This window comes from Arthrobacter sp. NPDC090010 (assembly GCF_044748305.1).
Lineage (GTDB): Bacteria > Actinomycetota > Actinomycetes > Actinomycetales > Micrococcaceae > Arthrobacter_E.
The window spans coordinates 1-26776 of the sequence record NZ_JBIVFT010000015.1; the positions used below are offsets into that span (position 1 = coordinate 1).

Sequence of the window (26776 nt, forward strand, 5' to 3'; positions counted from 1 at the left end):
CGGGGGGGGGGCCGCCGGCCCCGCCCCGCGCGGGGGGGGGGGGGGCGCCCCCGCCCCCCCCCCCGCCCCCCGCGGGGGGGGGGGGCCCCCCCCCGGGGGGGGGGGCGCCCCCCCCCCCCCCCCCCCCCCCCCCCCCCCCCCCCCCAATAGCTGACTCGGCAGATGGAGCGGGCTGTGTGAGATAGCGGTGTGAGAAAGCGGACGGGACCGAGGCCGGTGTGGCACCTGACGGTGTGGACCGGGAAGGCTCAGCCCACGTGAACCCACGGGCGGCGGGTGATGTCGGGCTCGGCTTCGCGGAGCACCTCACGTGTCACTGGAGCGATCTCACCTTCTCCGAAGAACAGGTACTTGCTGAGGTTCGAGATCGGGTTGCCCTCGGTCCACCGGAAATAGATGTGCGGCATCAGGCCGGTGACGTCGCGCAGGTGCAGGAGGACCGCGGCCAGGGTGTTCGGGACGTTGCCGCTGTGCACTTCCAGCACCCGGTAGCCGTGCCGGGTCTTTCCTTGGACCAGCAATTCCTCTTCGAAATCGGAGCTGTCCTCCACCACCACCTCGATGAACATCGCATCCGTGCCTGGCAAGTGGCTCGCCAACTGGGCGTGCTTGAACTTGGTGATGTAGCGCTGGGCTTCGGTGGACTTGGGCTCGTGCGCGATGAGCCGGATCGGCCCCTCCTCCTCGGACGCCAGGAACTGGAGGGCGGTCTCGTCCAGTTTGATGGTGGTGGCCCGCAGCTCGAAGGACCTGCGCACGCGGGATGCGAAGCTCACCACCAGGATCGCGACGATGAAGACGAGCGCGATCTTGATGCCGTCCGGGCGCTCGACCATATTGGCGATCGTCGTGTACACGAACACCGCGGAGACGATGCCGAAGCCGATCATCTTGCCCCGCTGCCCGGCAGTACGCGCGGCGAGGGTCACGGCGACGGACGCGGAGGTGATCAGCACCAGCACGCCGGTGGCGTACGCACCGCCCTGGGCATCGACGTCGGCGTCGAAGATCACCGTGATGACGAAGGCGATGAAGGTGAACACCAGCACGAGCGGGCGGATGGCGCGGGCCCAGGTGGGAGCCATGCCGTAGCGCGGCAGGTAGCGGGGCACGAGGTTGAGCAGGCCGGCCATGGCGGATGCCCCGGCGAACCAGAGGATCGCGATGGTGGCCACGTCGTATACGGTGCCGAAGCCGTCACCCAGGTACTGGTGCGCCAGATAGGCCAGGGCGCGGCCGTTGGCCTGGCCTCCGGACTGGAACTCCTGGGCCGGGATCAGGATGACGGTGGAGAGGGAGCTGGTGACCAGGAACGCCGACATGATCAGCGCGCTGGTGGTCAGCAGTTTGTGGGCGCCACGGATGCGGCCGGCGGGATTCTCCTCGGTGTCATCCTGGGCGCCACGGATCTGAGGCATGACGGCGACGCCGGTCTCGAAGCCGGAGAGACCGAGCGCGAGTTTCGGGAACACCAGGACGGCGAGGGCGACCATCATGATCGGATTGCCGTGCTGCTGGTTCAGGGCGCTCCACCAGTCGGTCACGAGGACCGGTGAGGTGAAGACGTGGATCAGCGCCACCAGGACGACCACCAGGTTCAGGGCCAGGAAGATCGCCACCAGGACGACGGCGACCTTGATCGCCTCGGCGAAACCACGCAGGAACACCACGCCGAGTCCGGCCAGCAGGGCCAGAGTGATGACGAGTTCCTGGCCGTGCAGGAATTCGGGAGCGAACGGGTTGTGCGTCAGGTGGGCGGACGCGTCGGCTGCGGAGAGCGTCATGGTGATCATGAAGTCCGTGGCGGCAAACCCGAGGAGCGCGAGCACCACGAGTTTGCCGCCCCAACGGGGGAGGAGGCGCTCAAGCATGGCGATGGAGCCCTCGCCTCGAGGGCTTTCCCTTGCCACGCGGCGGTACACGGGGAGTGCACCGCAGAGGGTCACCACCACGAGGATGATGGTGGCCAGGGGGGAGAGCAGTCCGGCAGCGAGAGCGGCGATCGCCGGTTGGTAGCCGAGGGTGGAGAAGTAATCGACGCCGGTCAGGCACATCACTTGCCACCACGGCCGCCGGTGGTGCTGTTCGGCCAGACCGTGGGGACCGGTCTGTTTTCCAGCACGCTCGGCGTTTTCCGCCATGAGCCATTCCCGCAGGGTGCGGCGCTTGCGGGGCTCGGAAGGATCCGCAGGTACGCGGGTGAGCGTGGTCACGAAGACTCCTTGTCATGGTGGAACCGTCCGCTGTGGACACCTTCACGCTAGGACTGCGCCTCCGCCGGTGCGACTGATCTTTATGAATCCTTTACGCCGGTCGAAATGCGACGACGGCGCTCGGCCGGGGACCGTCTCTCCGGTGGTGGTGGGGAGTGAGACTCGCCGACCACGAAGTAAACGTCTGTTGCATGATGGAAAACATACGTCCTATGATGGTCATCACAGACTGGCCCGCAGTGGCCGTTCAATGACGAGTGTAAGGACGCGCGCATGGAAGAGCTCCGCATCGAAGCCAATGGCAATCTGGGTCCCATCGATTCCTCCCGGATCCCGCGTTACGCCGGTGCGGCCACGTTTGCGAGGCTGCCCCGTCTGGACCAGGTGGAGAAGGCCGACGTGACCGTCGTCGGCGTTCCCTTCGATACCGGTGTCTCCTATCGCCCGGGTGCACGTTTCGGCGCGAATCACGTGCGTGAGGCAAGCCGCCTGCTCCGCCCCTACAACCCTGCCTGGGACGTCAGCCCGTTCGAGAATGTTCAGGTGGCCGACGCGGGCGACATGGCGGTCAACCCGTTCAACATCAATGAGGCCATCGAGACCATCCAGCAGAACGCTCTGGATCTCACGGCCAACGGCAGCAAGCTGGTGACCCTCGGTGGTGACCACACCATCGCACTCCCGCTGCTGCGCGCCGCCGCCGAACGCGCCGGCGAGCCCATCGCCATGCTGCACTTCGACGCCCACCTGGATACCTGGGACACCTACTTCGGCGCCGAGTACACCCACGGCACCCCGTTCCGCCGCGCGGTCGAAGAGGGCATCCTGGACACCGAGGCGATCAGCCACGTGGGTACCCGCGGCCCGCTGTACGGCAAGAAGGATCTCGACGACGATCACCGCTTCGGTTTCGGCATCGTCACCTCGGCGGACGTCTACTATCAGGGCGTACTGGAGACCGTGGAGAAGATCCGTGAGCGAATCGGCCGCCGTCCGCTGTACATCTCGATCGACATCGATGTCCTGGATCCGGCTCACGCGCCAGGCACCGGAACCCCTGAAGCCGGTGGCATCACCAGCCGTGAACTGCTGGAGATCATCCGTGGATTCCGTGGCATGAATCTGGTGGGCGCCGATGTGGTGGAAGTGGCCCCGGCGTACGACCATGCCGAGATCACCGGCGTTGCCGGCAGTCATGTCGCCTATGAACTGGTCACCTTGATGGCGGATTCCGCAATGCCGGGAGATCGCTTCGGCTCCGCCAATGGCTATGCCGCGCAGGTTCTGGGGCAGGAGAACCGTCGGCCGGCAGGATTCAATTCCTGAATCCGGCGTTCGCCTGAACAAAAGGACGAGCAGGCCCGAAGGGCGTCCCGCGACGGCGGGGCGCCCTTCGGCGTTCCCGCGCGGATGAACTTACCCCGGGTAAAGGTTTCCTCAGGTAAGCACTACTGATAAAGTTGCGCCCGGCAACTAATTTTTGACGACGTGAGGGTCCGGTGAACCCGCGGACGTGTCAGGGCACTGTCCAGGGTGAGCCGACGGGGATATCCTCAAGGCGGATTGTTGTCTCGCAGACCCCGAAAACCGTCCTCCCAGAGGATGATCTCGCGGTTTTTCCCCTTAAATGTCAGACCCTGTTCACTAGGCTGGATCCCATGCTCCTGACGCTCATCAAGCGCTATTCAAAGCCTTACCTCGGCCACATACTGGCCGTGGTCATCTTCCAACTCGCATCCACCATTGCGGCGCTGTATCTTCCCAGCCTGAACGCCCAGATCATCGACGAAGGCGTCTCCAAGGGGGATACGGACTACATCTGGCGTACCGGCGGAGTAATGCTCGCCGTCGCCTTCGTGCAGGTCATCTGCGCCATCCTCGGTGTCTACTTCGGTTCGAAGGCCTCCATGGCCATCGGCCGGGATCTTCGCGGCGCCGTTTTCCACAAGGTCACCAGCTTCTCCGCCCAGGACGTCAACAAGTTCGGGGCCCCGTCGCTCATCACTCGCGGAACCAACGACGTCCAGCAGGTCCAGATGGTCATCCTGATGGGCCTGAACTTCATGGTGTCGACTCCGATCATGTGCATCGGCGGCATCATCATGGCCTTGAAAGAAGACATCAGCCTTTCCTGGCTCGTCTGGGTCTCGGTGCCTGTGCTGGTCGCAGTCGTCGGCTATCTCGTCGTCCGTCTGATGCCGCTGTTCCGTGGCATGCAGAGCAAGATCGACCGGATCAACGCCGTGCTGCGTGAGCAGATCATCGGCATCCGGGTGGTCCGCGCTTTCGTGCGTGAGCCTTATGAGAAGGACCGCTTCGGCGTCGCCAACCAGGACCTCACGAACGTGTCGCTGAAGATCGGCGCCCTCTTCGTCCTCATGTTCCCGGCCATCGGCATGATCCTCCACCTTTCCACCGCGGCTGTGCTGTGGTTCGGCGGGCACCGGGTCGACCAGGGGGACATGCAGGTCGGTTCTCTGACGGCGTTCCTCTCTTATCTGCTGCAGATCCTCACGGCCGTCATGATGGGCACCTTCATGGCCATGATGATCCCTCGCGCTTCGGTCTGTGCCGATCGCATCGGAGAAGTCCTCGACGTCGAACCGTCCATGAAGGAGCCGGCGGACCCGCGCCAGCCCGAGGCAATGGTGGGCCGCGTGGAGTTCCGCGATGTCACCTTCGCCTATCCGGGGGCCGAGGAACCCGTGCTCAGCGAAGTCTCCTTCACTGCCGAGCCGGGACAGACCGTGGCCATCATCGGTTCCACGGGTTCCGGGAAGACCACGCTGGTCTCCCTGCTTTCGCGGCTCTACGATGTCGCAGGCGGCGACGTCCTGCTTGACGGCGTGCCGGTGACGGAACTGGCCCGCGGAGAAATCACCAAGCGCGTCAGCATGGTGCCTCAGAAGCCCTATCTCTTCTCCGGGACCATCGCGGAGAACCTTCGCTTCGGCCGCACCGGTGCTGAGGAACAGGAACTCTGGGATGCCCTCTCGGTAGCCCAGGGAGACGACTTCGTTCGTGCCAAGTCCAAGGGCCTCGAATCCCGGGTCGCGCAGGGCGGGACCAACGTTTCCGGTGGCCAGCGGCAGCGTCTGTGCATCGCGCGGGCGCTCGTCAGCCGTCCGAAGGTCTATGTCTTCGACGACTCCTTCTCCGCTCTCGACGTGGCCACTGATGCCCGTCTTCGCGCGGCTCTCAAGAAGAACACCCGGGACGCCACGGTCATCATCGTGGCCCAGCGCGTCTCCACCATCACGGAAGCGGACCAGATCCTGGTCCTGGACGATGGCCGGATCGTGGACCGCGGGACGCACCAGGAACTCCTGGAGACCAGCCCCACGTACCAGGAGATCGTCGAGTCCCAGCTGAGTGCCGAGGAGGCAGCATGAGCGGCGAAAGCGCATTCGAGAAGCGCGGCAAGCGCGGCCGGAAGAACGCTGCGGACCAGGCGTCGGAGGAGAGTTCCGTGGCGGTGGCCACGGAGGAGCACCCCGACGACGAGCACGTCGAAGAGGAGTACCAGCCCACTGAGGCCGACGGCGGCATGTTCGGCGACGTTCCGGCCAAGAAGGCCAAGAACTTCTGGCCGAGCGCCAAGCGTCTCTTCGGACTGCTGAAACCGGAAGCCGCGGGCGTCTGGTTCGTGGTGGCCCTCGTGGTCGTCTCCGTGGTCTTGAACGTCATTGCACCGAAGGTGCTGGGCAAGGCCATGGATGTGATCTTCGCCGGGGTGATCGGCAAGGGGATGCCGGCCAACGTCAGCAAGGACCAGGTCGTTGCTGGGCTGAAATCCCAGGGCCAGGACAACCTCGCGGACATGGTCTCCAAGATGAACCTGACTCCGGGCCAGGGGATCGATTTCCAGCAGTTGAGTTTCCTCATCGCGTCCGTGCTTCTGATGTACTTCGCGGCGAACCTCTTCCTCTGGGCGCAGGGATACGTCCTGAACCGCATCGTCATGAAGGTGGTCCGCCGCCTGCGTGACGACACCGAGGCGAAATTGAACCGCCTGCCGTTGAACTATTTCGATACCCGGCAGCGCGGCGACATTCTCTCCCGCGTGACCAATGACGTGGACAACGTGCAGCAGGGGCTTCAGCAGGCCTTCTCACAGCTGGTCTCGTCCGTCCTGACCGTTCTGGGCATCGCCGTCATGATGTTCGTGGTCTCCTGGCAGCTCGCGCTGATCGCCTTGATCGCGCTCCCGCTTTCCGCAGTAGCGGCCGGCGTGATCGGCAGCCGGAGCCAGAAGCTCTTCGCCGCCCAGTGGAAGAACACCGGCGAACTCAACGGCCAGATCGAGGAGTCCTTCTCAGGGCACGATCTGATGCGCATCTTCGGTCGCGAGGATGACATGGTGGAGCGTTTCGAAGCCAAGAACGAGGCGCTCAACAAGGCCGCGTTCGGTGCCCAGTTCGTCTCGGGCATGATCTTCCCGGTGATGAACTTCGTCTCCTACCTCAGCTACGTGGGCATCGCCGTCGTCGGCGGTCTGCGCGTGGCGGCCGGACAGATGTCGCTGGGTGATGCGACGGCATTCATCCAGTACTCCCGTGAGTTCAGCCAGCCGCTGGGCCAGATCGCAGGCATGGCCAACATGCTGCAGTCCGGCGTGGCCTCGGCCGAGCGTGTCTTCGAGTTCCTCGATGCCGACGAGCAGGACGAGGAGACCGCCACGGAACACCTGCCGGCCAAGACCGACGGCCACGTGGAGTTCAAGAACGTGAGCTTCAGCTACACCGAGGACAAGCCGCTGATCGAGGACCTCTCCTTCACCGCGGAGCCCGGCCACACCGTGGCCATCGTGGGTCCCACCGGTGCCGGCAAGACCACCCTGGTCAACCTGGTCATGAGGTTCTACGAGCTCAACGACGGTCAGATCACTCTCGACGGCGTGGACATCACGCACCTGAGCCGAGCGGAACTCCGGTCCCGCGTCGGTATGGTGCTCCAGGATGCCTGGCTGTTCGGCGGCAGCATCTACGACAACATCCGCTATGGCAACCTGGACGCGACGGAGGAGCAGATCATGGAGGCCGCCAAGGCGACCTTCGTGGACCGTTTCGTCAAAGCGCTCCCGGACGGCTATGACACGGTGATCGATGACGAAGGCAACAACGTCTCCGCCGGTGAGAAACAGCTCATCACGATCGCCAGGGCGTTCGTCTCGAACCCGTCGTTGTTGATCCTCGACGAGGCCACGAGCTCCGTGGACACCCGCACGGAGCTGCTGCTCCAGAAGGCGATGTCGGCGCTGCGTACCGATCGGACCAGCTTCGTGATCGCGCACCGGCTCTCGACCATCCGCGATGCTGACACCATCCTGGTGATGGAAGAAGGACGGATCGTGGAGCAGGGCAGCCACACCGAGCTGCTGGGTCGCGAGGGCGCCTACTACCGGCTGTACATGTCACAGTTCGCCGGTGGTGCCGAGGACGAAGAAGAAAACGCAGTCGTCGGCGCTGAGTGAGCACTGACCGTCACGGACGGATGGCCTCACGGAGGCCGGATACGATGGTCCGCAATCGGGAAACCGGGGGCGGGCCATCGTTGTCTGAAATCTCGAAAACCACAGGGGAAAGCATGTTGCTGGAAATCGCTGTCACCTCGGCAGAGGGCGTGGATATCGCCGCCACAGAAGGAGCGCACCGAGTCGAGCTCACCACCGCCCTCGAACTGGGTGGATTGACCCCGTCTCAGGGATTGATGGAGTCGGGGCTCGAGGCTGCCGGCCACCGGCTGGGGATTCACCCTCTGGTCCGGTGCCGTCCGGGTGACTTCCTGTACTCCGAGGATGAGTTGCGGCTGATGGAGCGTGAGGTCCGGAGCCTCGTCGGGCAGGGGGCTGACGGTGTGGTGATCGGTGCCTTGACCCCGGCCGGGATCGTCGACCGGGTTGCGATGCGGCGTCTGGCGGAGGTCGCACGAAACCACGATGCCGGGGTGGAGCTGACATTCCATCGGGCCATCGACCAGGTCGCGGATCCGTTCGCCGCGCTCGACGTCGTCATGGAGCTCGGCTTCACCAGGGTGCTCTCCTCGGGACAGCATTCGACGGTGGCTGCGGGTCTCGGCCAGCTGCGCCGCATGAGGGAACACGTCGGAAGCGGGATTCAATTGATGGCCGGCGGGGGATTGGCTCTGGACGATGTCGCGCAGGTCCGGAACGCAGGCCTGGACGCCATCCACCTCTCCGCGAAGAAGGTCGTTTCGACGGCGAAGTCAGGCACGGTGTCGCTCGGGGCGGCCGATGGTTCTGACCCGACCGCCTACATGCTGACCGACGCGGAGATCGTCAGGGCTGCCCGTGCCGCTTTGCAGCGGTGACCGGGAGACAGCCCCGCCCACAGATCTGTTTGACGATATGTGATGAAAAGTTTCACTTCTCGTCACATAGTCATGAGTCGTGACTCGTGTTTGCTTGAGGCCTCAAGTTTTTCGGGCGAAGGCGTCACTCTGCCGGGTGGATCGTGTGAGGATCGTCGTTCGAGTGATGGTCGGATCGAATCGCCCGCCCGGATGACTGCGCGAAAATATGGCGGTAATCCGCGGAAGTCAAGAGGGCATCGCCTCAGAGGTCCAATGTTTCCCCGTTCCCAAGATTTTCGCAAAACCCTATGGCAAACCCAGTCACTAGCTGTAAACTATTGGAGTCGATGTATTTGGCACCCAGCAGTTCAGGCAGTACCGCGGCGATCTCGCCGGTCTTTCTGAAGCACGGTTGAAGCATCTACACCTGCGGGGCGCATCCCGGCGCTCCGTAAACCTTCAGACAGGACAGAAACAGACATGGCAACTGGAAGCGTCAAGTGGTTCAACGCGGAAAAGGGCTTCGGCTTCATCGCTCCTGAGGACGGCTCTCAGGACGTTTTCGCGCACTACTCCGCAATCAACGGCAAGGGCTACCGCGCCCTCGAAGAGAACCAGCGTGTGTCGTTCGACGTCGAGCAGGGCCCCAAGGGTCCGCAGGCAGTCAACATCACCGCGCTCTGAGGTTCGCCTGAACCCGACCCGATGCCATTGAACGGCAGGGTTGGACAGAGAACTTCACTGAAGGACCGGCCATGAACGGGGCTGGTCCTTCAGTGATTTAACGGTCTTTGAAGACAGTGATTCAGCGGGTCTTGTGACAAGGAAGGGTTCTCTGAAGTAACGGGCTTCTGACGGCTCCGTGCCGTCCTGGGATCCGGAGCCGTCTCAGTATCCCGTACCGCCTCAGGACGCGGAGCTGGGCTCGCTCCGGTTCAGCGCCGTATCCCCACGGTGGCCAGGGACCCCGAGGCCATCGACTTCCCAGCCGTGCAGGCTCCATTGCTCCGGGTCCAGGACGTTCCGGGTATCCAGCATGAGCTTGCGTCGAACCGCATTCCCCGCGGCCTGTGGGTCGAGGTTCCGGAAGACGTCCCATTCCGTGGCAAGGATGACCAGCTCCGCACCGTCCAGGGCCGACATGGCTGACGACTCGAAACGCAATTGCGGGAAGCGGAGCCAGGCGTTGTTGATCGCCTTCGGATCGGTCACCGTCACATGGGCGCCGGCTTCGCTCAGCCGCACCGCCAGATCCATGGCAGGAGAGTCCCGGATATCGTCGGTGTCCGGTTTGAATGCGGCGCCCAGTACCGTGATCTGTCGGCCGGAGACGGCGCCGTCGAGCATCCGGCTGGCACGCTCGAAGGCTCTGCCGCGCTGTTCTCGGTTGATTCCGTCCACCGCGCCCATCCAGTCGTGCAGGCTTGTAACTCCCAGGCCGTGCGCCTGCGTCCTCAGGCTGCGGATGTCCTTGGGCAGGCAGCCGCCTCCGAACCCGAGCCCGGCGTGGAGGTATCGCCCGCCGATCCGAGGGTCCAGACCCATCGCATCGGCGAGGGCGACGACGTCGGCTCCGGCCGCCTCGCACAGCGCACCCATGGCGTTGATGAAGGAGAGCTTGGTGGCCAGATACGCATTGGAGGCGGACTTGATGAGTTCCGCCGTCGCGAAATTGCAGACGATCCGAGGAACTCCCGCTTCCAGCAGCGGAGCGTAGACGCCGTCGAGTGAGGCGACCACGCTCGGCGAGGCCTGTCCTTCCGTACCGTAGACCAGCCGGTCCGGAATGAGCGAGTCCTTGACTGCGGTGCCCTGGCGCAGGAACTCGGGGTTCCAGGCCAGTCGCAAGGAGGACCGCACGGAGAGGAGCTCGGCCAGAACGGCGACCGTTCCCACCGGGACGGTCGATTTCCCCACGATCAATGAGTCGTCTGCGGCATGACGGAGCAGTTCCTGGGTGGCTGCCAGCACATGACCCAGTTCGGCCCCCTCACCGGTTTTCGACTGTGGGGTGCCCACGCAGAGGAAGTGGACCTCTGCCTGAGCCGCATCGCTGAAATCGCAGGAGAAACGGAGTGTCCCTGCATCCACCGAATGCCGGAGCAGCTCGTCGAGGCCCGGCTCGTAAAACGGGGCGTGGCCGTGAGAAAGCTGGTCGACCTTCGTCCGGTCCATGTCGATCCCCACGACCTGATGCCCCATGGAAGCCAGGGTGGCCGCGTGCACCGCTCCCAGATAGCCGCATCCGACGACCGAAACCCTCATGCTTGCGCTCCGTTTCCGCCCCGCGGGACGAGACGATGGAATCCTGGGCCGGACAGGGCGGCCCTGTGATGATGACGTGCCTTTAGGCCCCGGTCCTGTTCCGTGGAATCCGCGATTCCGTCATCCGGAGTGCGGCCGAGAACCTCTGCATAGTGCGTCACGAGTTGTTGCCCGATGGCATGCCAGGTGCGTCCTTGCACACTCTCCAGAGCGGCGTCGGCGAAAGCCTGCCGTTTGAGATCGTCGCCCACCAGATCGGCGACGCGATCACGGAAACCATCAAGGTCCCCGGGGCGGTAGAGCCAGCCGGTCCGGGAGTTGTCCACGAGGTCGAGAGGGCCGCCGCGCCCGGTGGCGACCACCGGCACACCGGAGGCCATCGCCTCCTGAATGGTCTGGCAGAAGGTCTCGAACTCTCCGGGGTGCACGAACAGATCGAAGGAGGCCACGGTTCGCGCCAGGTCCAGCCCGCCGAGGAATCCGGTGAAGACGGCATCCGGGAGGGTCTTTTCAAGGGTTTCCCGCAGGGGGCCTTCTCCCACCACGACCAGCCGGATCCCAGGAATCGACGACAACGCCTTCAGGTCCTCGACCTGCTTCTCCGCCGCCAGCCTGCCGACATAGCCGACGATCCTCTCCCCGCTATTGGCAACGGATCGTCGCCAGGACTCGTCACGCCGCGAGGGGTGGAAACGCTCGGTGTCCACCCCTCGACGCCACATGTGGACCCGGGGGATGCCACGGCCTTGGAGCTGATCGCGGGCGAAACGGGAGGGTGCCAGCGTCCGGGATGACCGCAGGTGGATGTCCTCGACGCGCTGCCATGCCCAGTTCTCCAGGAACGGGACGCCGTAGCGTGCGGCGTAGCTCGGGACCTCGGTCTGGTAGACGGCAACGGTGGGGATCCCCAGCTCATGGGCGGCCTGCACCGCACGCCAGCCCAGAATGAACGGGGATGCCAGATGCACGACGTCAGGAGCGAAGCCGGCAAGGAGGCGCTTGACCCGGTTCACACCTCCCAGCGCGACCCGGACATTGGTGTAGCCGGCCAGGGGGACTGCCGGCAGGTGGTGGACGGTGGCTCCAGGGACGGTGACGGCATCCGCACCGATGCCCGGCGAAGGGGCGATCACCAGGACCTCGTCCCCGCGTTCGCGGAGATGATCGAGGACCCTCAAGATCGAGTGCGTCACACCATTCATCAGTGGCAGGAAAGACTCTGCAACGATTGCGATCCTCACATCTTCCACGGTGCGGGCCCCGCCTGACCCCGGTGCTACCGCAAGCTGTCCGTCGGGAAAAGCTTGGGTTAACGACCGGGCCCGGTCGGCGAACGTCGCTTCCGCCGAGGCCACAGCAAGGCGTGGCAGGATGGAAGGGATGAAATTGCGTGCAGATCAGAGCGGAAACCGCGGCCTACCCATGCCTCTTTGGCTCCAGGGCGGCCTCGAGTCGGCGCAGTCGGCCGTCATCTCCGCCGTGCTCGTGCTTCTGCCCACCGTGTGGGTCTGGATGAGCGGAGGTTTCGGACCGACGGGAGCGGACTTCATGGCGCGCCTGGCCGGCCAGGCCTGGCTGCTGATCCACGGCGTGCCCCTCACCGTTCATCTCTATGCCTCAGGCACCACGTCACAGGACCTCGGCGGTCCACTCACCTTGCTGCCCTGGGGACTGGCACTCCTGCCGTTCGCGCTCTCGTGGCGCGCCGGGCGCCGGCTGGCCAGGGCCTCCTATTCCGACCAGTTGTGGCAAGCAGCGCTTGGTGCGCTGCTCGTGTACGGGGGATTCTCCTTTGCGACGGCGTTCGTCTGCGGCACGGTCGACGTGCGGATCAACCTCTTCTCGGCCACCCTCATTCCCTTGGTGCCGGTCCTCGCGGGGCTGACGCTGGGAGCCCGGCAGGAGTCACGCTCCTGGACGCGGCTGATCGGTGTGGAAGCGGTCGACTGGATCTCCCGCACCAGCCAGCACTCCCGCTGGGCCGGCTCGTATCTGTGGACGGTGATCCGGGCGGCCTTCCTGGCGCTCATGGCCGCGTTGTCGCTGTCCTCTCTCATGTTCGTGCTGGCCCTGATCACACATTGGGCCGGCGTCGTCAGTGTGTACGAAGGTCTCGGCGTCGATGTCCCGGGAGCAGCGCTGCTGACCGTGGCGCAGGCGGGCTATCTGCCACATCTGGCGGTGTACTCGCTGTCCTGGCTGAGTGGGGCAGGCTTCACTTTCGGGCTCGGTTCGACGGCGGGTTCTCTCGGTACCGCGGTGGGCCCGGTGCCAGCCATCCCGGTCCTCGCCGCTCTGCCCACCGGGCAGTTGCCGCTCGCCTTCCTCGCGCTGCTGATTCCCGTCCTGGCAGGTGGGCTGGCCGGCTGGTGGTTCCTGCGTGAAGGAGAGAACCACTTCGACGAGTGGCTCTCGATCCGGATCAAGGCCCGTTGGTTCACAGCCGGTGCCTCCACACTCGTCCTGGGGCTTGCCGTGGGCGCGGTGGCGGGGCTTTTCGCCATGGTGCTGTCCTGGCTGTGCAGCGGATCGCTGGGCCTCGGGCGGCTCAGCCAGATCGGCCCACAGCCTCTGACCTTCGCGCTCTTCCTCGGCGCCGAGCTCGCCGTCGGCGTCATCATCGGCCACACCATGGCCCCCTGGCTTGAACGCCGGCAGCTGAGGGAACTGGAGACCCCGCAGGATGCCTCCGGTCCGTCTCGTTCCTCGTTCTCGGCCAGCCGTCCGGTCGACTGACGGCCGAACGGAAGAGGGCCGCCACTGGCCTATCGTTGACACCATGAGAATCGTGGTTTTGGTGTCCGGAAGCGGCTCCAATCTTCAGGCCGTCATCGACGCGGTCCAGGCGGGGGACCTCCCCCTAGAGATCGCCGCAGTGGGCGCGGACCGTGTCGACGCCTACGGGCTGGAACGTGCGGAAGCGGCGGGCATCAGCACCTTCGTGGTTCCGTTCCGGGAGTACTCCGACCGGTCCGTCTGGGATGCCGAACTCACCCGGACGGTCGCGAGCTACGAACCAGACGTCGTGGTGTCCTCCGGGTTCATGCGCATCGTCTCCGCGTCGTTCATCGAAACCTTCCATGGTCGCTACCTGAACACCCACCCGGCACTCCTGCCCGCCTTCCCGGGCGCGCACGGGGTCCGGGATGCCCTCGCCTACGGGGTGAAGGTCACGGGTTGCACCGTCCACTGGGCGGACGCCGGTGTGGACACCGGGCCGATCATCGCGCAGGAGGCCGTCGAGGTTCGCGACGGGGAGGCCGAGGCGGAACTGCACGAGCGCATCAAGCAGGTCGAGCGTCGGCTACTTGTCAGGACACTGTCAGAAATCGTTCAGAACTGACTGCTATAAAAAAGCGAACACTCACCGGGCCCACAGGGTCCTCCGCCAGGAGGCGGCCTTTGCTGGGTGCTTCCTGGCACGTGAAGGGAGTTCGCCGTGACTTTCTGGAAACCCATTCTGGACACGACCATCATCGAACCGAAGTTCCTGATGATGTGGAGCATTGTGAGTGCGCTCGTCCTGGTGTACCTGATTTTCAAGAAGCGCAAGGCCCGTTGGTTCCTCACGGCGGCGATCGCCCTCTTTGCGGGGATCGTGATCGGCCTGGGCATTCTCTGGTACATCGTCTACGTGGACAACACTTTCGGTGAACCTCTGCTCCCGGATGTATGGTTCTGGTTCCCGGCCGCCCTCGGCGCGATCCTGCTGGCCGTGGTGAACCTCCGGGGCGGTCGCTGGTGGCGTCCTATCGTCTCCGTGCTTTCGGTGCTCGTTTTCCTGGTGACGGCGGCCTTCCAGATCAACGCGGCCTACGGTTTGAACCCGACGTTGGCCTCGCTGCTGAACATCAACACGGACAACACCGTGCATTTCGCCCCTCGCAAGGACTGGCGGACGGAGCCTGCGAACGAACCCCTGTACAAGAGCTGGACGCCCCCGAAGTATCTGGCCAAGTACGGTGCGAAGGGGAAGACCCCCACCCAGATTCCGAACACACATTCGGGGTTCCCAGCGCGGTGGTCCGGGCTCTACCTGCCGCCTGCCGCCCTGGTGCACAACCCGCCGCGCCTGCCCTTCGTGATCATGATGAACGGCCAGCCGGGCAGCCCGACGGCACAGATCATCGGCAACGTCGCGGACAGCATGGCTGTCAAACATCACGGCCTTGCCCCGATCATCCTGGTCGTCGACCAGCTCGGCGATCCCACTCAGGACCCGATGTGCCTGAACAGTCCCTTGGGCAACGTGGAGACGTATGTGATGAAAGATGTGTTGCCGTGGGCCCGGGCGAATCTCCCCATCCTGCAGGACCGCAAGTACTGGACATTCATGGGCTACTCCAACGGAGGGACTTGCGCGAGCTACTTCGCCAACAAGTACCCGCAGGACTTCGGCAGCTACGTCTCCATTTCCGGTGAGGAGTTCCAGGGATCGGACAAAGCCGCCCAGACCCTTGCGAACTTCTTCAACGGTGACCAGGCGGCGTACGACGCCGTGAAGCCACGGAACATCATGGTCGCTCACGGCAAGTACCACGACATGTTCGCGCTGTACACGGCGGGCAGCAAGGACCTGTTCTACACCAACGCGGCCAAACGGTCGATCGCCACGGCGCACCAGGAAGGCATCCAGACGGAGTTCTACAGCGTCCCTGGTGCTGGACACGTGGGGAATGCGCTGGCGGGCGGGCTTTTCAAGGCATTCGCGGTGATGTACCCGCGTTGGGGCCTTTCGCCTTCGTAGGCTGAAGATGTGGACGATGTGATGAGGAAGGGCTGATACCGGACGGGTGGAGAAGATGACAGAGGACAACGGTTCTGCCGGGAAACCGCAGGAGCAGCCGTCGGATACACCCGCGGTGCCTGACCTCGGAGTCCCGCCCAGGACGCCGGGCAGGCTGCGCAACACCAAGGACGTGCTGGACGGATTCTTCCGCCGTATCCCGTTCTCCTTCCTCATGGCCGCGGTATTCCTCTCGGCCTCCGTCTTCTCGGGAAGTCTCGTGGGACGGGACAGCGTCCAGCTGAGCCGAGAGTGGGGGCTCGGGGTGGACAGCACCTTCCTGGCCGGACATTGGTGGACACCGTTCACCGCTCTCGTCCTGCCACAGGACACGCTTTCCACCTTCGTGTCCATCGGCGGAGCGCTGGTCCTCCTGGGCCTCGCGGAACGGACTTTCGGCACGCGGAAGGCGGCCATCGCGTTCGTCGCCACGGGCGTGATCGGCGGCATTCTCGGGGTCCTCCTGCAATGGATCGGGACGCTGACCTGGGAATGGTGGTCCACCGGTGCGTCGACCGCCCTGACGGTGGACCCGATGACGGGCCTCATGGGAGCGCTCGCCGCCGCCACGTCGAGCATGGGCCTGCTGTGGCGCCGACGGATCCGAGTCATCCTCCTCACCTACGTCTTGATCTTCGTGCTCTACTCCGGTGACCCCGAGGATCTCTACCGCTTGATCGCGGTGCTGGTGGGGCTGCCGCTGGGCATGCTGCTCAGTTCCCGCCTCCACTCACTACGGGTGCCGCACAGCTCCCATCGCGAGACCCGGACCCTGGTGGCCGCCGTCGTCCTGGTGACGGCTTTCGGCCCGCTGGTGGCCTTCCTGGGCAGCACGGATCTCACGCCGTTCGCCTTCGGCTCCTATCTGTTCATGAACGACTCGATCGATCCGCATGCGGTGCTGTCCGCGTGCAAGGGTGATTTCCCCATGACCCGGCTGTGCGTCAGACAGCTGGCGCGGATCGGATCTCAGGGGCCCGGCATGATGGCCATGTCGTTCCTGCCGTTGATCCTTCTGGGCGTGGCCGCCTGGGGGCTGTACCGCGGACGCCGCTTCGGATGGTGGCTGGCCGTCTCGGTCAATGCCGCGATCCTGCTCTACGCGCCGAGCTCCTTCGGCGTGGTCCGTGTGATCGCTCAGGGCGGCTCTCATCTGCACCGCCCCTTCAACGGGGCGGAACTGACGGTCTGGGTCGTCACTGCTGCGCTCGTGCCCCTCGCGTCCTTGGTGATGCTGTTCATCACCCGGAAGCACTTCGGGATTCGGGCGCCGAAGCGCGCATACCGTCGCTTCTGGCTGATCGTGCTCATCGCCTTCGTCGTCACGGCGGCGGCCTACTATCTGACCGCACTCGCGGACATGTCCTCGATCCTGCCCAAGACCGATCCCTTGCGGCTGCTGCTCGACACCCCGCGACGGTTCCTGCCGCCACACTTCGTCGGTGGGCCGACGCACATCGTACTGCCTCGCCACTCGCCGATCAGCTGGGCGTATCAATGGTCCGGCGCCTTGTTCTGGGCCGTCGTGCTGGGCACCATGATCTGGCTGCTGACCCGTTCACCGCGGATGGACACGGCGCGCGACGTCGAACGCTTCCGGACGCTGCTGCAGCGCCACGGTGGGGGCTCCTTGGGGCACATGACCACCTGGGAGGGCAACACCCCGTGGTTCCGTCGCGACGGTGATGCGGCACTGGCGTACCGGGTGGTCAACGACAATGCGATCGTCCTTGGTGACCCGGTCTGCGCCCGTGGTGAAGCCAAAGCCACGGTGGGGGAGTTCCTCGACTTCTGCGACGAGCACAACTGGACCCCGGTGTTCTATTCCTTCCACCCGGAGCTCTTGGCGGTGTTCGAAGAACTCGGCTGGCGGACCATGTCCGTTGGAGAGGAGACGGTGGTCCACACCCCGGAGTTCTCCATGAAGGGCAAACACTGGCAGAGCGTCCGCACGGCGTTGAACAAGGCCGTGCGCGAAGGCCACACCACGGTATGGACTTCCTGGGCAGAGCTTTCCTTCGCCGCCAGCACGGAGATCGTCGCGATCTCCGAGGCCTGGGTCGCAGAGAACAAACTGCCGGAGATGGGATTCACGCTCGGCGGACTGGATGAGCTGAAGGATCCCGAGGTCCGGCTGATGCTGGCATTGGATCAGGACGGCCGGATCGAAGCGGTCACCTCCTGGATGCCGATCCAGGAAAACGATGAGACGGTCGGCTGGACGCTAGACTTCATGCGTCGTTCGCCGGAGTCCTTCAACGGCGTCATGGAGTTCCTGATCGCGTCCTCGGCGCTGTACATGCAGGAGCACGGCTACCGTTTCATGAGCCTGTCTGGTGCTCCGTTGGCGACCAAACCGCTGCCTCCGGGCACGGAGGCTGCGGCGGGCAAGGCCGGCGTCGACGCGTTCCTGGCATGGCTCTCGCGGACGCTGGAACCGGCGTACGGCTTCAGCTCGCTGTTCCGCTTCAAGGCGAAGTTCCACCCGGAGTACGTCACCTTGTCCATGGCCTATCCGGACGTCCTCGCGCTGCCCGGCATCGGGGTCTCCTTGGCGAGGGCGTATCTTCCCGATGTCTCGACACGGGAGACCATGGCGCTGGCCCGGATGCTGGGCCGCAACAAGGACTGAGGAATCCTTCCGCGGCGAGGTTCCCTGTGTTCCGCCGAGTCCGCCATGTGTGCACTCTGGCCCCGTCGAGCTCGCTGTCTCGGTGCGAAACCGCTCGCAGTGGTAGCGACGTCGCAAGCAGCTAGCGAGCTCGGCTGGACTACCGGGCAAGTAGCCGGTCCGCATGGAACGAATGAGTTCTCCCGTGAGCCTTGCGGCGGAACTTCAGATGCAGCCGCCGCCGTGGATCTTGCGAGCCAGCGAATCCGTGCGATCAGTCATCCGGTACTCGGGGTGCGGGCCGTCTGCTGACTGCTGCAGATCCTCGTAGCCGGCCCCGAGGAATTGCACCGCGTATGAGTTGGTGATGGCTTCGAAGTCCTTCCCCGCAGCCGTCGGATCCGGGGTTCCGCATACCTGGGTGATCAGATAATGGGACAGCTCGTGTTTGAGGACGCTCACGATCACGGGTGAGTAGAACACCTGCCCCGCGGCAGCCGTGTCCCGATTCGCGTAGATCACCAGGGGAGTGGCCGTGCAGAAGACCGCGACGACGTCGGCCGGCACCGGGCCTTTGGACGGGCACTGAGCCGATAGTTTCTGGAAGTCCCACTCCACGGAGAGTCCGAAGGTCTGGACCAGCGCCGTCGCGGAGGGGATGTACGAGCCTTCGGCATCCGGCTCGGCCACCCAGCCGCGGGCCAGGGCTTCCAGGCGTGCGTTCTCCTGTTTGGGTGAGATCTTCCCGGTGAACGACACGGGCTTGCCCGCCGCGTTTCTGAACGTCCCGGCGGTCCCGAGCGGTGCCAGTGAGCGGAACTTCTTTTCGAGGGAATCGACCGAGCTGAGATATCCGCTCAAGCCTCTGGCCAGGACGGCCTTGTCCTGGCCGCTCAGCCCGCCCAGGGCCAGCCCCGCCACATGACGGGAGTCCAGGTCGGCGAGGTACTCCCGGATGTAGTTCGTGCCTGCAGGCGTCGCCGGCACGAAGAGGTTCAGACGCCCGGCCTTCCATTCGCTGCGGTAGAGGTCCGCCTTGGCTTTCACCGAGTCCACGATCGACTGATAGCCCGGCACACCTGCCATCAGGATGCGCGGTGCGGGAGGCCGGGCGGCTGGTGCCGGCGCGGGCACCGTGGCGGCGACACCGACGGCACCCAGCCCCAGAACCAGCACGGCGGCGATGATCCAGGGCCAGCGGCGGCGTCGTCTGGGAGGAGGCCCCCACGCTTCAGGCGGCGCCGCGGGTGGGAGAGGCTGGCCGGGTGGGAGAGGTTGCTCGATCATCGCTGTGTGGACACGTCTAGAACGCTTGGACCGCGGCGCGCAGATAACCGTGCGATGCCTCCAGGGCGGCCCGGCCGGCATCGGCGTCCGCCCCCGTGAGCACCATGAGGATGGCGAGCTTCACCGACCCTCCGGCGGCGTCCAGCGCCCTTGCTGCTTCCAGCGGTTCGGCTCCCGTGGCCTGCTGGACGGTGCGCTGCGAACGGGCCCGCAACTTGGCGTTGGTGGCCTGGAGGTCCACCATCATGTTGCCGTAGGTCTTCCCGAGCTTGACCATGCTGAGCGTGCTGATCATGTTGACCACGAGCTTCTGGGCGGTCCCGGACTTCAGCCGGGTGGAGCCGGCGACGAACTCCGGGCCGACCTCGACCTCGATAGCCACCTCGGCGGCGGCCCCGATGGCCGAGTTCGTATTGCAGGCCAGGGCGACGGTGAACGCGCCGGCGGCCCGTGCCGACTCCAGGGCGCCCACGACGTACGGGGTCCGGCCGGATGCCGAGATGCCCACGACGGCGTCCCCCGGCCCGATCCCGAGTGCGGCGAGATCGGCTGCGCCGGCTTCGGCGTCGTCCTCGGCATTCTCCACGGCGTTCCGGATGGCTTGTGCGCCCCCCGCGATCACGCCGACCACCATGCTCGGGTCGGTGCCGTAGGTCGGGGGACACTCGCTGGCATCCAGCACGCCCACCCGCCCGGCGGTACCGGCACCCGTATAGATCAGCCGGCCTCCCGCCGCCAGCTTCCCGTACACGCCGTCGACCGCGGCGGCGACGGAATCCAGCTCACGGGCCACGGCGGAAGCCACCAGTGCATCCTGACCATTCATGGCACGGACCAGCTCCGCAGTGCTCATGCTGTCGATCGCCGACAGTTCAGGATTGGCGGCCTCGGTGGACAGGCCCGAGAGCTGCTCGCGCAGTGCGGCGAGGGTGTCTTCGGGTTCAGGCTGGCTGGTCACGGTAGATGTACCTTTCCTGGAGGAGATCCGGCTGGGTGGCGAGCGCGGCGCCGTCGAGTCCGGTGCCGAGTGCCGGTACGACGACGGCGCCGACAGCTTGGAGCGCCGAGCTGAGGTGGGCGTTGAAGACGGGTGACTCGCTGACGCCGCCCAGGAGAGCCACGCGCCGGGACGGGTCGCCGGGGTGTGTGGCGGGGCCCGAGGTGAGCGCCCGGCCGACCGAACGGGCCACGTGGCCGCACGCGCGGTCCACGATGTCCAGGGCCACCGCGTCGCCCGCAGCAGCCGCGTCGAGGACCCGTGGGGTGAAGCTCCCCATGGCACGGTAGGGGTTTGCGGCGGCGCCCAGCCAGCCGGGGAGGTCGAGAACCGGCACGGGCAGGCCCTCAGCATCCGAAAGGAGGGTGGCGGGACCGCCGTCGAGCTCCTGGAGGACTGCGGAGAGACCTTGCTGACCGATCCAGCGGCCACTGCCTCGGTCACCCAGCAAGGGGCCCCAGCCGTCGGCCCGATGAAGGGTTCCTTCCCCGTCGAAACGGAACACCACCGCGCCGGTACCGATGACCACGGCCGCGCCGGGTGAGGAGCCGAAGGCCCCCAGATGGGCGGCTGTGGCGTCCGAGATGACGGCGGCCGGAACCGAGAAGTGTCCGGCCAGGCGATGTGCGAGTTCCCGGGACCCGGTCTCGTCGGAGGCCACTCCTGCGATGGCGGCGCCGATGGCCGCCGGCCGGGGGAGCGGAGTCCCGTCCGCCTCGGAGATGCGGAGATGCGCGGAGCCGTCCGTGATCATGAGGAAGGCCGTTTCGAGTCCGCCGGCCGTGGCGAGGCCGGGGAATCCGTCGAGCACTGTGGAGGCGAGGACGTCCGAGCCCTCGGAGGGATGGCTGCGGAGTTCCAGCCGGCAGCGGCTCTTGCCGATGTCGGCGATCAGTACGGGCCCGGATTCGGCGACGGGCTGGGACGAGAGCGCGGCGGAATCGGAGGGCAGATGTCCCGGCAGGCGGGAGGACGCGGGGTCCTGGAGGTCGCTCTGATCCGGAAAGACTGTCATGAACACCCACACTAGTGCCGCTCCCGCGCGCGCAACAGACTGTTAAGGATGACTCATCCTGTGTGAACAAGATTGAAAGAATCTTCTAAACACCACTTTCGATCAATCGGTGGGCTGGTGGCGGCCGTCAGGTCATGCGGTAGGGACGAACCGTCTCACGCGATAAAATGGCTTCATCCCGCCAATCGATGTCGCCGTGCGTGGGCCCGTGCTGGCTGCGTACGCCGAATCCGTGCCATTTTGGAGTCCCATCCGTGACCGTCACGCAGCTTGACCGTGTTCCCATCCGCCGGGCCCTGATCTCCGTCTACGACAAGACCGGGCTGGAGGAGCTGGCCCGCGGCCTGCATGCCGCCGGCGTCGCGCTGGTCTCCACCGGTTCCACCGCCAAGAAGATCGCCGCGCTCGGCATCCCCGTCACCGAGGTCGAGCAGGTCACCGGCTCGCCGGAGATGCTGGACGGCCGTGTCAAGACCCTGCACCCCCGCATCCACGGCGGCATCCTGGCGGACCGCCGCGTCCCGGCCCACATGGACACGCTCTCCGAGATGGAGATCGACACCTTCGACCTGGTGGTCGTCAACCTTTACCCGTTCGTGGAGACCGTGAAGTCCGGTGCTGCGCTGGACGACGTCGTCGAGCAGATCGACATCGGGGGACCCGCCATGGTTCGGTCCGCCGCGAAGAATCACGCCGCCGTCGCCATCGTCACGGACCCGCTGTACTACCCGCGCGTCATCGCCGCCGCCACCGAGGGCGGTTTCAGCCTGAAGGAGCGACGAGTCCTCGCCGCCCGCGCCTTCGCGCACACGGCCAGCTACGACAACGCGGTGGCCAGCTGGACGGCGACCCAGTTCCTCGATGAGGACGGCGACGGCGTCATCGACTGGCCCGCCTACGCCGGCGTCTCCCTGGAGCGTTCCGAGGTGCTCCGCTACGGTGAGAACCCGCATCAGCAGGCGGCCCTCTACGTTGACAAGGCCGCTCCGGCGGGCATCGCCCAGGCCGATCAGCTGCACGGCAAGGCCATGAGCTACAACAACTTCGTCGATGCCGACGCCGCCCTGCGAGCCGCTTTCGATTTCGCCGAGCCCGCCGTCGCAGTGGTCAAGCACGCCAATCCGTGCGGCGTGGCCGTGGCCACCCCTGGCGCTGAGGATCCCATCGCCGATGCCCACCGCAAGGCCCATGCCTGCGATCCGGTGTCCGCCTACGGTGGCGTCGTGGCCGCCAACCGCACCGTGTCCAAGGGCATGGCCGAGACGCTGGCCGGCATCTTCACCGAGGTGGTCATCGCCCCGGACTTCGATCCGGAAGCCGTGGAGATCCTCTCCAAGAAGAAGAACATCCGCCTGCTCGCACTGCCTGACGGCTACGGCCGCTACCCGGCCGAGCTGCGTCAGGTCTCCGGCGGCATGCTGGTTCAGATGTCGGATCGCATCGACGCCGACGGCGATGCCCCGGAGAACTGGACCCTCGCCACCGGTGAGGCCGCGGACGAGGAGACGCTCGCCGAACTGGCCTTCGCCTGGCGCGCCATCCGCGCGGCGAAGTCCAATGCCATCCTGCTCGCCAAGGATGGCGGCACGGTGGGCATCGGCATGGGCCAGGTCAACCGGGTGGATTCCTGCCGCCTGGCGGTCGAGCGCGCCAACACCCTGGGTGTCGCCGTGGAATCCGAGGTCGACGCCGCGGGCGGCGCCTCCAACGTCACGGCGGCCGGCGCTCCCGAGCGTGCCCGTGGTGCCGTGGCCGCGTCCGATGCGTTCTTCCCCTTCGCCGACGGCCTGCAGATCCTGCTCGACGCCGGTGTGCGCGCCGTCGTCCAGCCCGGCGGTTCGGTGCGGGATGAGGAGGTCGTCGAGGCCGCCAAGGCGGCCGGCGTGACGATGTACTTCACCGGTTCCCGCCACTTCTTCCACTGATCAGTTTCTTCGCCTGAGCAGGGAGGCTCCGAGCCCGTCTCGGGGCCTCCCGCCTGGGACGTCCGCGGACTCCGGAACGACGACGGCGCGCCGCGGCGCCCGACACGACGGCCCGCCGTCGTCGTCCGCAGGCACCCCGCACGACCCGGCTCCCCGGCAGCCCAGCGAGTAGGCTGGGAGAGCCTTACAACATCCTCGAAGGTAATACCAGCAGCAAGTAGGAGACGCCCTGATGGCAAAGATCATCTACACCCACACTGATGAAGCGCCCATGTTGGCCACTCATTCGTTCCTTCCGATCGTCAAGGCTTATGCCTCCCGTGCGGGTGTGGACATCGAAACCCGGGACATCTCCCTCTCCGGCCGGATCATCTCCGCGTTCAGCGATTTCCTCGAGGAGGATCAGCGCATCGGGGACGCCCTCGCGGAGCTCGGCCAGCTGGCCAAGACCCCTGAAGCGAACATCATCAAGCTGCCGAACATCTCGGCATCGATTCCGCAGCTGAAGGCCGCCATCACCGAACTGCAGGGCCAGGGTTACGCCCTTCCGGACTACCCGGACAACCCCTCCTCCGACGAGGAGACGGACATCCGTTCGCGCTACGACAAGATCAAGGGCTCGGCCGTGAACCCGGTCCTGCGTGAGGGCAACTCGGATCGCCGCGCGCCGCTTTCGGTCAAGACCTACGCGCGGAAGAACCCGCACTCCATGGGTGCCTGGTCCTCCGACTCCAAGACCAATGTGGCCACCATGGGCCAGAACGACTTCCGCTCCAACGAGAAGTCCGTGACCCTGGCCAAGGACGATGTCCTGACCATCCAGGAAGTGTTCGCGGACGGTTCCGTCAAGGTCCTCCTCAAGGATCTCAAGGTCCTGGCCGGCGAAGTGGTGGACTCCACGGTTCTGCGCGCCGCAGCCCTGGACGAGTTCCTGGCCGGCGCCGTGCAGCGGGCCAAGGAAGAGGGCGTCCTCTTCTCTGCACACCTCAAGGCCACCATGATGAAGGTCTCCGACCCGATCATCTTCGGCCACGTGGTCAAGGCCTACTTCCACGAGCTCTTCGCCACCTACGGTGAGCAGTTGGCCGCGGCCGAGCTCAGCCCGAACAACGGACTCGCCGCGATCCTTGCCGGCATCGACGAGCTTCCGGAGGACATCCGCGACGGCGTCCGCGCCCTCATCGCCAAGGGTCTTGAGGACGGACCTGCGCTGGCCATGGTGGATTCGGACAAGGGCATCACCAACCTCCACGTGCCCTCCGACGTGATCGTGGACGCCTCCATGCCGGCCATGATCCGGACCTCCGGCCATATGTGGGGCGCGGACGGCAAGGAGCACGACACCCTGGCGGTACTGCCGGATTCGAGCTACGCCGGTGTCTACCAGGCCGTGATCGAGGACTGCCGGGCCAATGGTGCGTACGATCCCACCACCATGGGCACCGTCCCGAACGTCGGGCTCATGGCCCAGGCCGCCGAGGAGTACGGCAGCCACAACAAGACCTTCGAAATCGCCAAGGCCGGCACCGTTCAGGTGGTTGCGGCCGATGGCACCGTGCTCATGGAGCACAGTGTGGAGCCGGGCGACATCTGGCGCGCCTGCCAGACCAAGGACGTGCCGGTCCGCGACTGGGTCAAGCTCGCAGTGACCCGTGCCCGGGCCAGCCAGACCCCTGCCGTGTTCTGGCTGGATGCGAGCCGTGCACACGACGCGCAGCTGATCGCCAAGGTGGACGAGTACCTCAAGGAGCACGACACCGAGGGACTGGACATCCGTATCCTGGCCCCGGAAGAAGCGACCACCTTCACCGTGGAGCGTCTTCGCCGCGGCGAGGACACCATCTCCGTGACCGGCAACGTCCTGCGCGACTACCTGACGGACCTGTTCCCGATCCTGGAACTGGGCACCAGTGCCAAGATGCTCTCCGTGGTTCCGCTGATCAACGGTGGCGGCCTGTTCGAAACCGGTGCCGGCGGCTCGGCCCCGAAGCACGTTCAGCAGCTCGTGGCCGAGGACTACCTCCGTTGGGACTCCCTCGGCGAGTTCTTCGCGCTGGTCCCGTCCCTGGAGCTCTACGCCGAGCAGGCCGGGACTCCCGGTGCCAAGGTTCTGGCCGACGCCCTGGATCGTGCGACGGGAACCTTCCTGCTGGAGAACAAGTCCCCGGGCCGCAAGCTCGGCACCATCGACAACCGTGGCTCGCACTTCTACCTGGCCCTGTACTGGGCTCAGGAGCTGGCGGCTCAGAAGGACAACGCCGAGCTGGCGGAAGCCTTCGCCCCGTTTGCGGCGAAGCTCGCCGAGCAGGAGCAGGCCATCGTGTCCGAGCTCCTGGCCGTGCAGGGTCACCCCGTGGACCTGGGCGGCTACTACCGCCCGGACGAGGACAAGGCCACTACGGCCATGCGCCCCTCGGCGACTCTGAACGCGCTGGTCGACGGGTTCAGCGCCTAGCCGTCCGCCTCTGCGACGTCCCGGAACTGACCGGGCCCGACGGCGGCCGTTTGCCTTCAGCTGAAGGCGAGCGGCCGCCGTCGTCGTCGTATCCGGTGTTCGGTGCATGGGCGAATGCCTCAACGGTCTGCTCCGCCGGCCGGGCCCACGTGTCCTGCTCACTTGTCCTGCCCACGTGTCCTGCCCACCTCACCCATCCGCCGAACTCGCTGGTTGAGTGCGAAATCGCTCGCTCAGGGCGCGAGTTCGCACTCAACAAGCGGGCTCGGCGGGAGTGGTTTGTGTCACTTCCTTTGACATTGTGATGACATTCTTGTCAGGATGAAGTTGAAGCTTCAATTGATTTGCCCGCCCAGAGGCCACCGAAACCGATGACCACCGATTGCGAGGACCCCATGGCTTCCACTTCGACTTCCCGTACCACCGACACCGCGCTGGCCGTTCTGAGGATTGCGCTGGGGGTGGTTTTCTTCGCCCACGGCTGGCAGAAGGTCTTTGAATTCACCCTTCCGGGAGTGCAGGGCTCCTTCGGACAGATGGGTGTCCCGGCCGCAGAGATCGCCGGGCCGGCGATCGCCTTCCTCGAGCTGATCGGCGGCGCCGCGCTCGTGCTGGGCCTTGTGACCAGGGTCGTCGGCGCCTTGCTGGCGCTCGACATGCTCGGAGCCATCGTCCTGGTGCACGCCCAGGCGGGTCTTTTCGTCGACCAGGGCGGCATGGAGCTCGTGCTGGTTCTCGGCGTCGGCGCCCTGGCGCTGGCCATCGCCGGGGCCGGACGCTTCTCTCTCGACGCGCTGGTCTTCGGCCGTCGCGGGAGCAGGATCGCAGCCTCCGCGTAGCTCTCAACCCCACGCGAAACGCCAGTAGGCGCCCTTATCCGCCTCGGATAAGGGCGCCTACTGGCGTATCG

The 26776-nt window shown here is 65.7% G+C and carries 18 protein-coding genes; 12 read left to right on the forward strand and 6 right to left on the reverse strand.

Annotated features, from left to right (window positions below; all coding sequences use genetic code 11):
• Nucleotides 1-248: 248 nt before the first annotated feature.
• Nucleotides 249-2213 (reverse strand): amino acid transporter, encoded by a 1965-nt coding sequence (locus ACIPXZ_RS16610; protein WP_400596357.1) that lies wholly within the window; start codon nt 2211-2213, stop codon nt 249-251.
• Between the two features lie 273 nt (nt 2214-2486).
• Here ACIPXZ_RS16610 and speB point away from each other — a divergent pair, with 273 nt between their 5' ends.
• The 5 genes from speB to ACIPXZ_RS16635 all read left to right on the forward strand — a co-directional run bounded on the left by speB (nt 2487) and on the right by ACIPXZ_RS16635 (nt 9209).
• A complete protein-coding gene (gene speB / locus ACIPXZ_RS16615; protein ID WP_400596359.1) occupies nt 2487-3539 on the forward strand; it encodes an agmatinase in 1053 nt (350 codons plus the stop codon).
• Between the two features lie 332 nt (nt 3540-3871).
• Nucleotides 3872-5605, forward strand: a complete 1734-nt coding sequence (locus ACIPXZ_RS16620; protein WP_400596361.1) for an ABC transporter ATP-binding protein — start codon at nt 3872-3874, stop codon at nt 5603-5605.
• Nucleotides 5606-5760: 155 nt separating this feature from the next.
• The gene (locus tag ACIPXZ_RS16625) at nt 5761-7686 is read left to right on the forward strand and encodes an ABC transporter ATP-binding protein (protein ID WP_400596423.1); all 1926 of its coding nucleotides are present in this window, start codon (nt 5761-5763) and stop codon (nt 7684-7686) included.
• Nucleotides 7687-7799: 113 nt separating this feature from the next.
• On the forward strand, nt 7800-8543 hold the full coding sequence (locus tag ACIPXZ_RS16630) for a copper homeostasis protein CutC (RefSeq protein ID WP_400596363.1): 744 nt from the start codon (nt 7800-7802) through the stop codon (nt 8541-8543).
• 462 nt (nt 8544-9005) lie between these two features.
• On the forward strand, nt 9006-9209 hold the full coding sequence (locus ACIPXZ_RS16635) for a cold-shock protein (RefSeq protein ID WP_400596366.1): 204 nt from the start codon (nt 9006-9008) through the stop codon (nt 9207-9209).
• A 222-nt stretch (nt 9210-9431) separates the two neighbouring features.
• Here ACIPXZ_RS16635 and ACIPXZ_RS16640 read toward each other — a convergent pair whose 3' ends face one another.
• A complete protein-coding gene (locus ACIPXZ_RS16640) occupies nt 9432-10790 on the reverse strand; it encodes a UDP-glucose dehydrogenase family protein (protein ID WP_400596368.1) in 1359 nt (452 codons plus the stop codon).
• Nucleotides 10787-12031, reverse strand: a complete 1245-nt coding sequence (locus ACIPXZ_RS16645) for a glycosyltransferase family 4 protein (protein ID WP_400596370.1) — start codon at nt 12029-12031, stop codon at nt 10787-10789. The genes ACIPXZ_RS16640 and ACIPXZ_RS16645 overlap by 4 nt, the downstream gene beginning before the upstream one ends.
• Before the next feature lie 139 nt (nt 12032-12170).
• Between ACIPXZ_RS16645 and ACIPXZ_RS16650 the strand changes: the two genes are divergently transcribed.
• The 4 genes from ACIPXZ_RS16650 to ACIPXZ_RS16665 all read left to right on the forward strand — a co-directional run bounded on the left by ACIPXZ_RS16650 (nt 12171) and on the right by ACIPXZ_RS16665 (nt 18208).
• Nucleotides 12171-13526 (forward strand): DUF6350 family protein, encoded by a 1356-nt coding sequence (locus tag ACIPXZ_RS16650; RefSeq protein WP_400596372.1) that lies wholly within the window; start codon nt 12171-12173, stop codon nt 13524-13526.
• A gap of 43 nt (nt 13527-13569) precedes the next feature.
• Nucleotides 13570-14133 carry a phosphoribosylglycinamide formyltransferase gene (purN, locus tag ACIPXZ_RS16655; RefSeq protein WP_400596374.1) on the forward strand — a complete coding sequence of 188 codons (564 nt, stop codon included), beginning with the start codon at nt 13570-13572 and terminating at the stop codon, nt 14131-14133.
• A gap of 96 nt (nt 14134-14229) precedes the next feature.
• Complete coding sequence (locus tag ACIPXZ_RS16660) at nt 14230-15537, forward strand: alpha/beta hydrolase (protein WP_400596376.1); 1308 nt, start codon at nt 14230-14232, stop codon at nt 15535-15537.
• Between the two features lie 55 nt (nt 15538-15592).
• The gene (locus ACIPXZ_RS16665) at nt 15593-18208 is read left to right on the forward strand and encodes a phosphatidylglycerol lysyltransferase domain-containing protein (RefSeq protein ID WP_400596425.1); all 2616 of its coding nucleotides are present in this window, start codon (nt 15593-15595) and stop codon (nt 18206-18208) included.
• Nucleotides 18209-18412: 204 nt separating this feature from the next.
• Here the strand turns inward: ACIPXZ_RS16665 and ACIPXZ_RS16670 are convergent, their stop codons facing one another.
• The 3 genes from ACIPXZ_RS16670 to ACIPXZ_RS16680 all read right to left on the reverse strand — a co-directional run bounded on the left by ACIPXZ_RS16670 (nt 18413) and on the right by ACIPXZ_RS16680 (nt 21486).
• Nucleotides 18413-19363: a hypothetical protein gene (locus tag ACIPXZ_RS16670; RefSeq protein ID WP_400596378.1), complete on the reverse strand. Its 951-nt coding sequence runs from the start codon at nt 19361-19363 to the stop codon at nt 18413-18415.
• Nucleotides 19364-19490: 127 nt separating this feature from the next.
• Nucleotides 19491-20432, reverse strand: a complete 942-nt coding sequence (gene murQ / locus ACIPXZ_RS16675) for an N-acetylmuramic acid 6-phosphate etherase (protein ID WP_400596380.1) — start codon at nt 20430-20432, stop codon at nt 19491-19493.
• Nucleotides 20416-21486: an N-acetylglucosamine kinase gene (locus ACIPXZ_RS16680; protein WP_400596382.1), complete on the reverse strand. Its 1071-nt coding sequence runs from the start codon at nt 21484-21486 to the stop codon at nt 20416-20418. The genes murQ and ACIPXZ_RS16680 overlap by 17 nt, the downstream gene beginning before the upstream one ends.
• Nucleotides 21487-21740: 254 nt before the next feature.
• Here ACIPXZ_RS16680 and purH point away from each other — a divergent pair, with 254 nt between their 5' ends.
• The 3 genes from purH (at nt 21741) to ACIPXZ_RS16695 (ending at nt 26705) form a co-directional block, all read left to right on the forward strand.
• On the forward strand, nt 21741-23411 hold the full coding sequence (gene purH / locus ACIPXZ_RS16685) for a bifunctional phosphoribosylaminoimidazolecarboxamide formyltransferase/IMP cyclohydrolase (protein ID WP_400596384.1): 1671 nt from the start codon (nt 21741-21743) through the stop codon (nt 23409-23411).
• A 232-nt stretch (nt 23412-23643) separates the two neighbouring features.
• On the forward strand, nt 23644-25866 hold the full coding sequence (locus tag ACIPXZ_RS16690; protein WP_400596386.1) for an NADP-dependent isocitrate dehydrogenase: 2223 nt from the start codon (nt 23644-23646) through the stop codon (nt 25864-25866).
• A gap of 395 nt (nt 25867-26261) precedes the next feature.
• Nucleotides 26262-26705, forward strand: coding sequence for a DoxX family protein (locus tag ACIPXZ_RS16695; RefSeq protein ID WP_400596388.1), 444 nt, complete (start codon nt 26262-26264; stop codon nt 26703-26705).
• Nucleotides 26706-26776 lie beyond the last annotated feature (71 nt).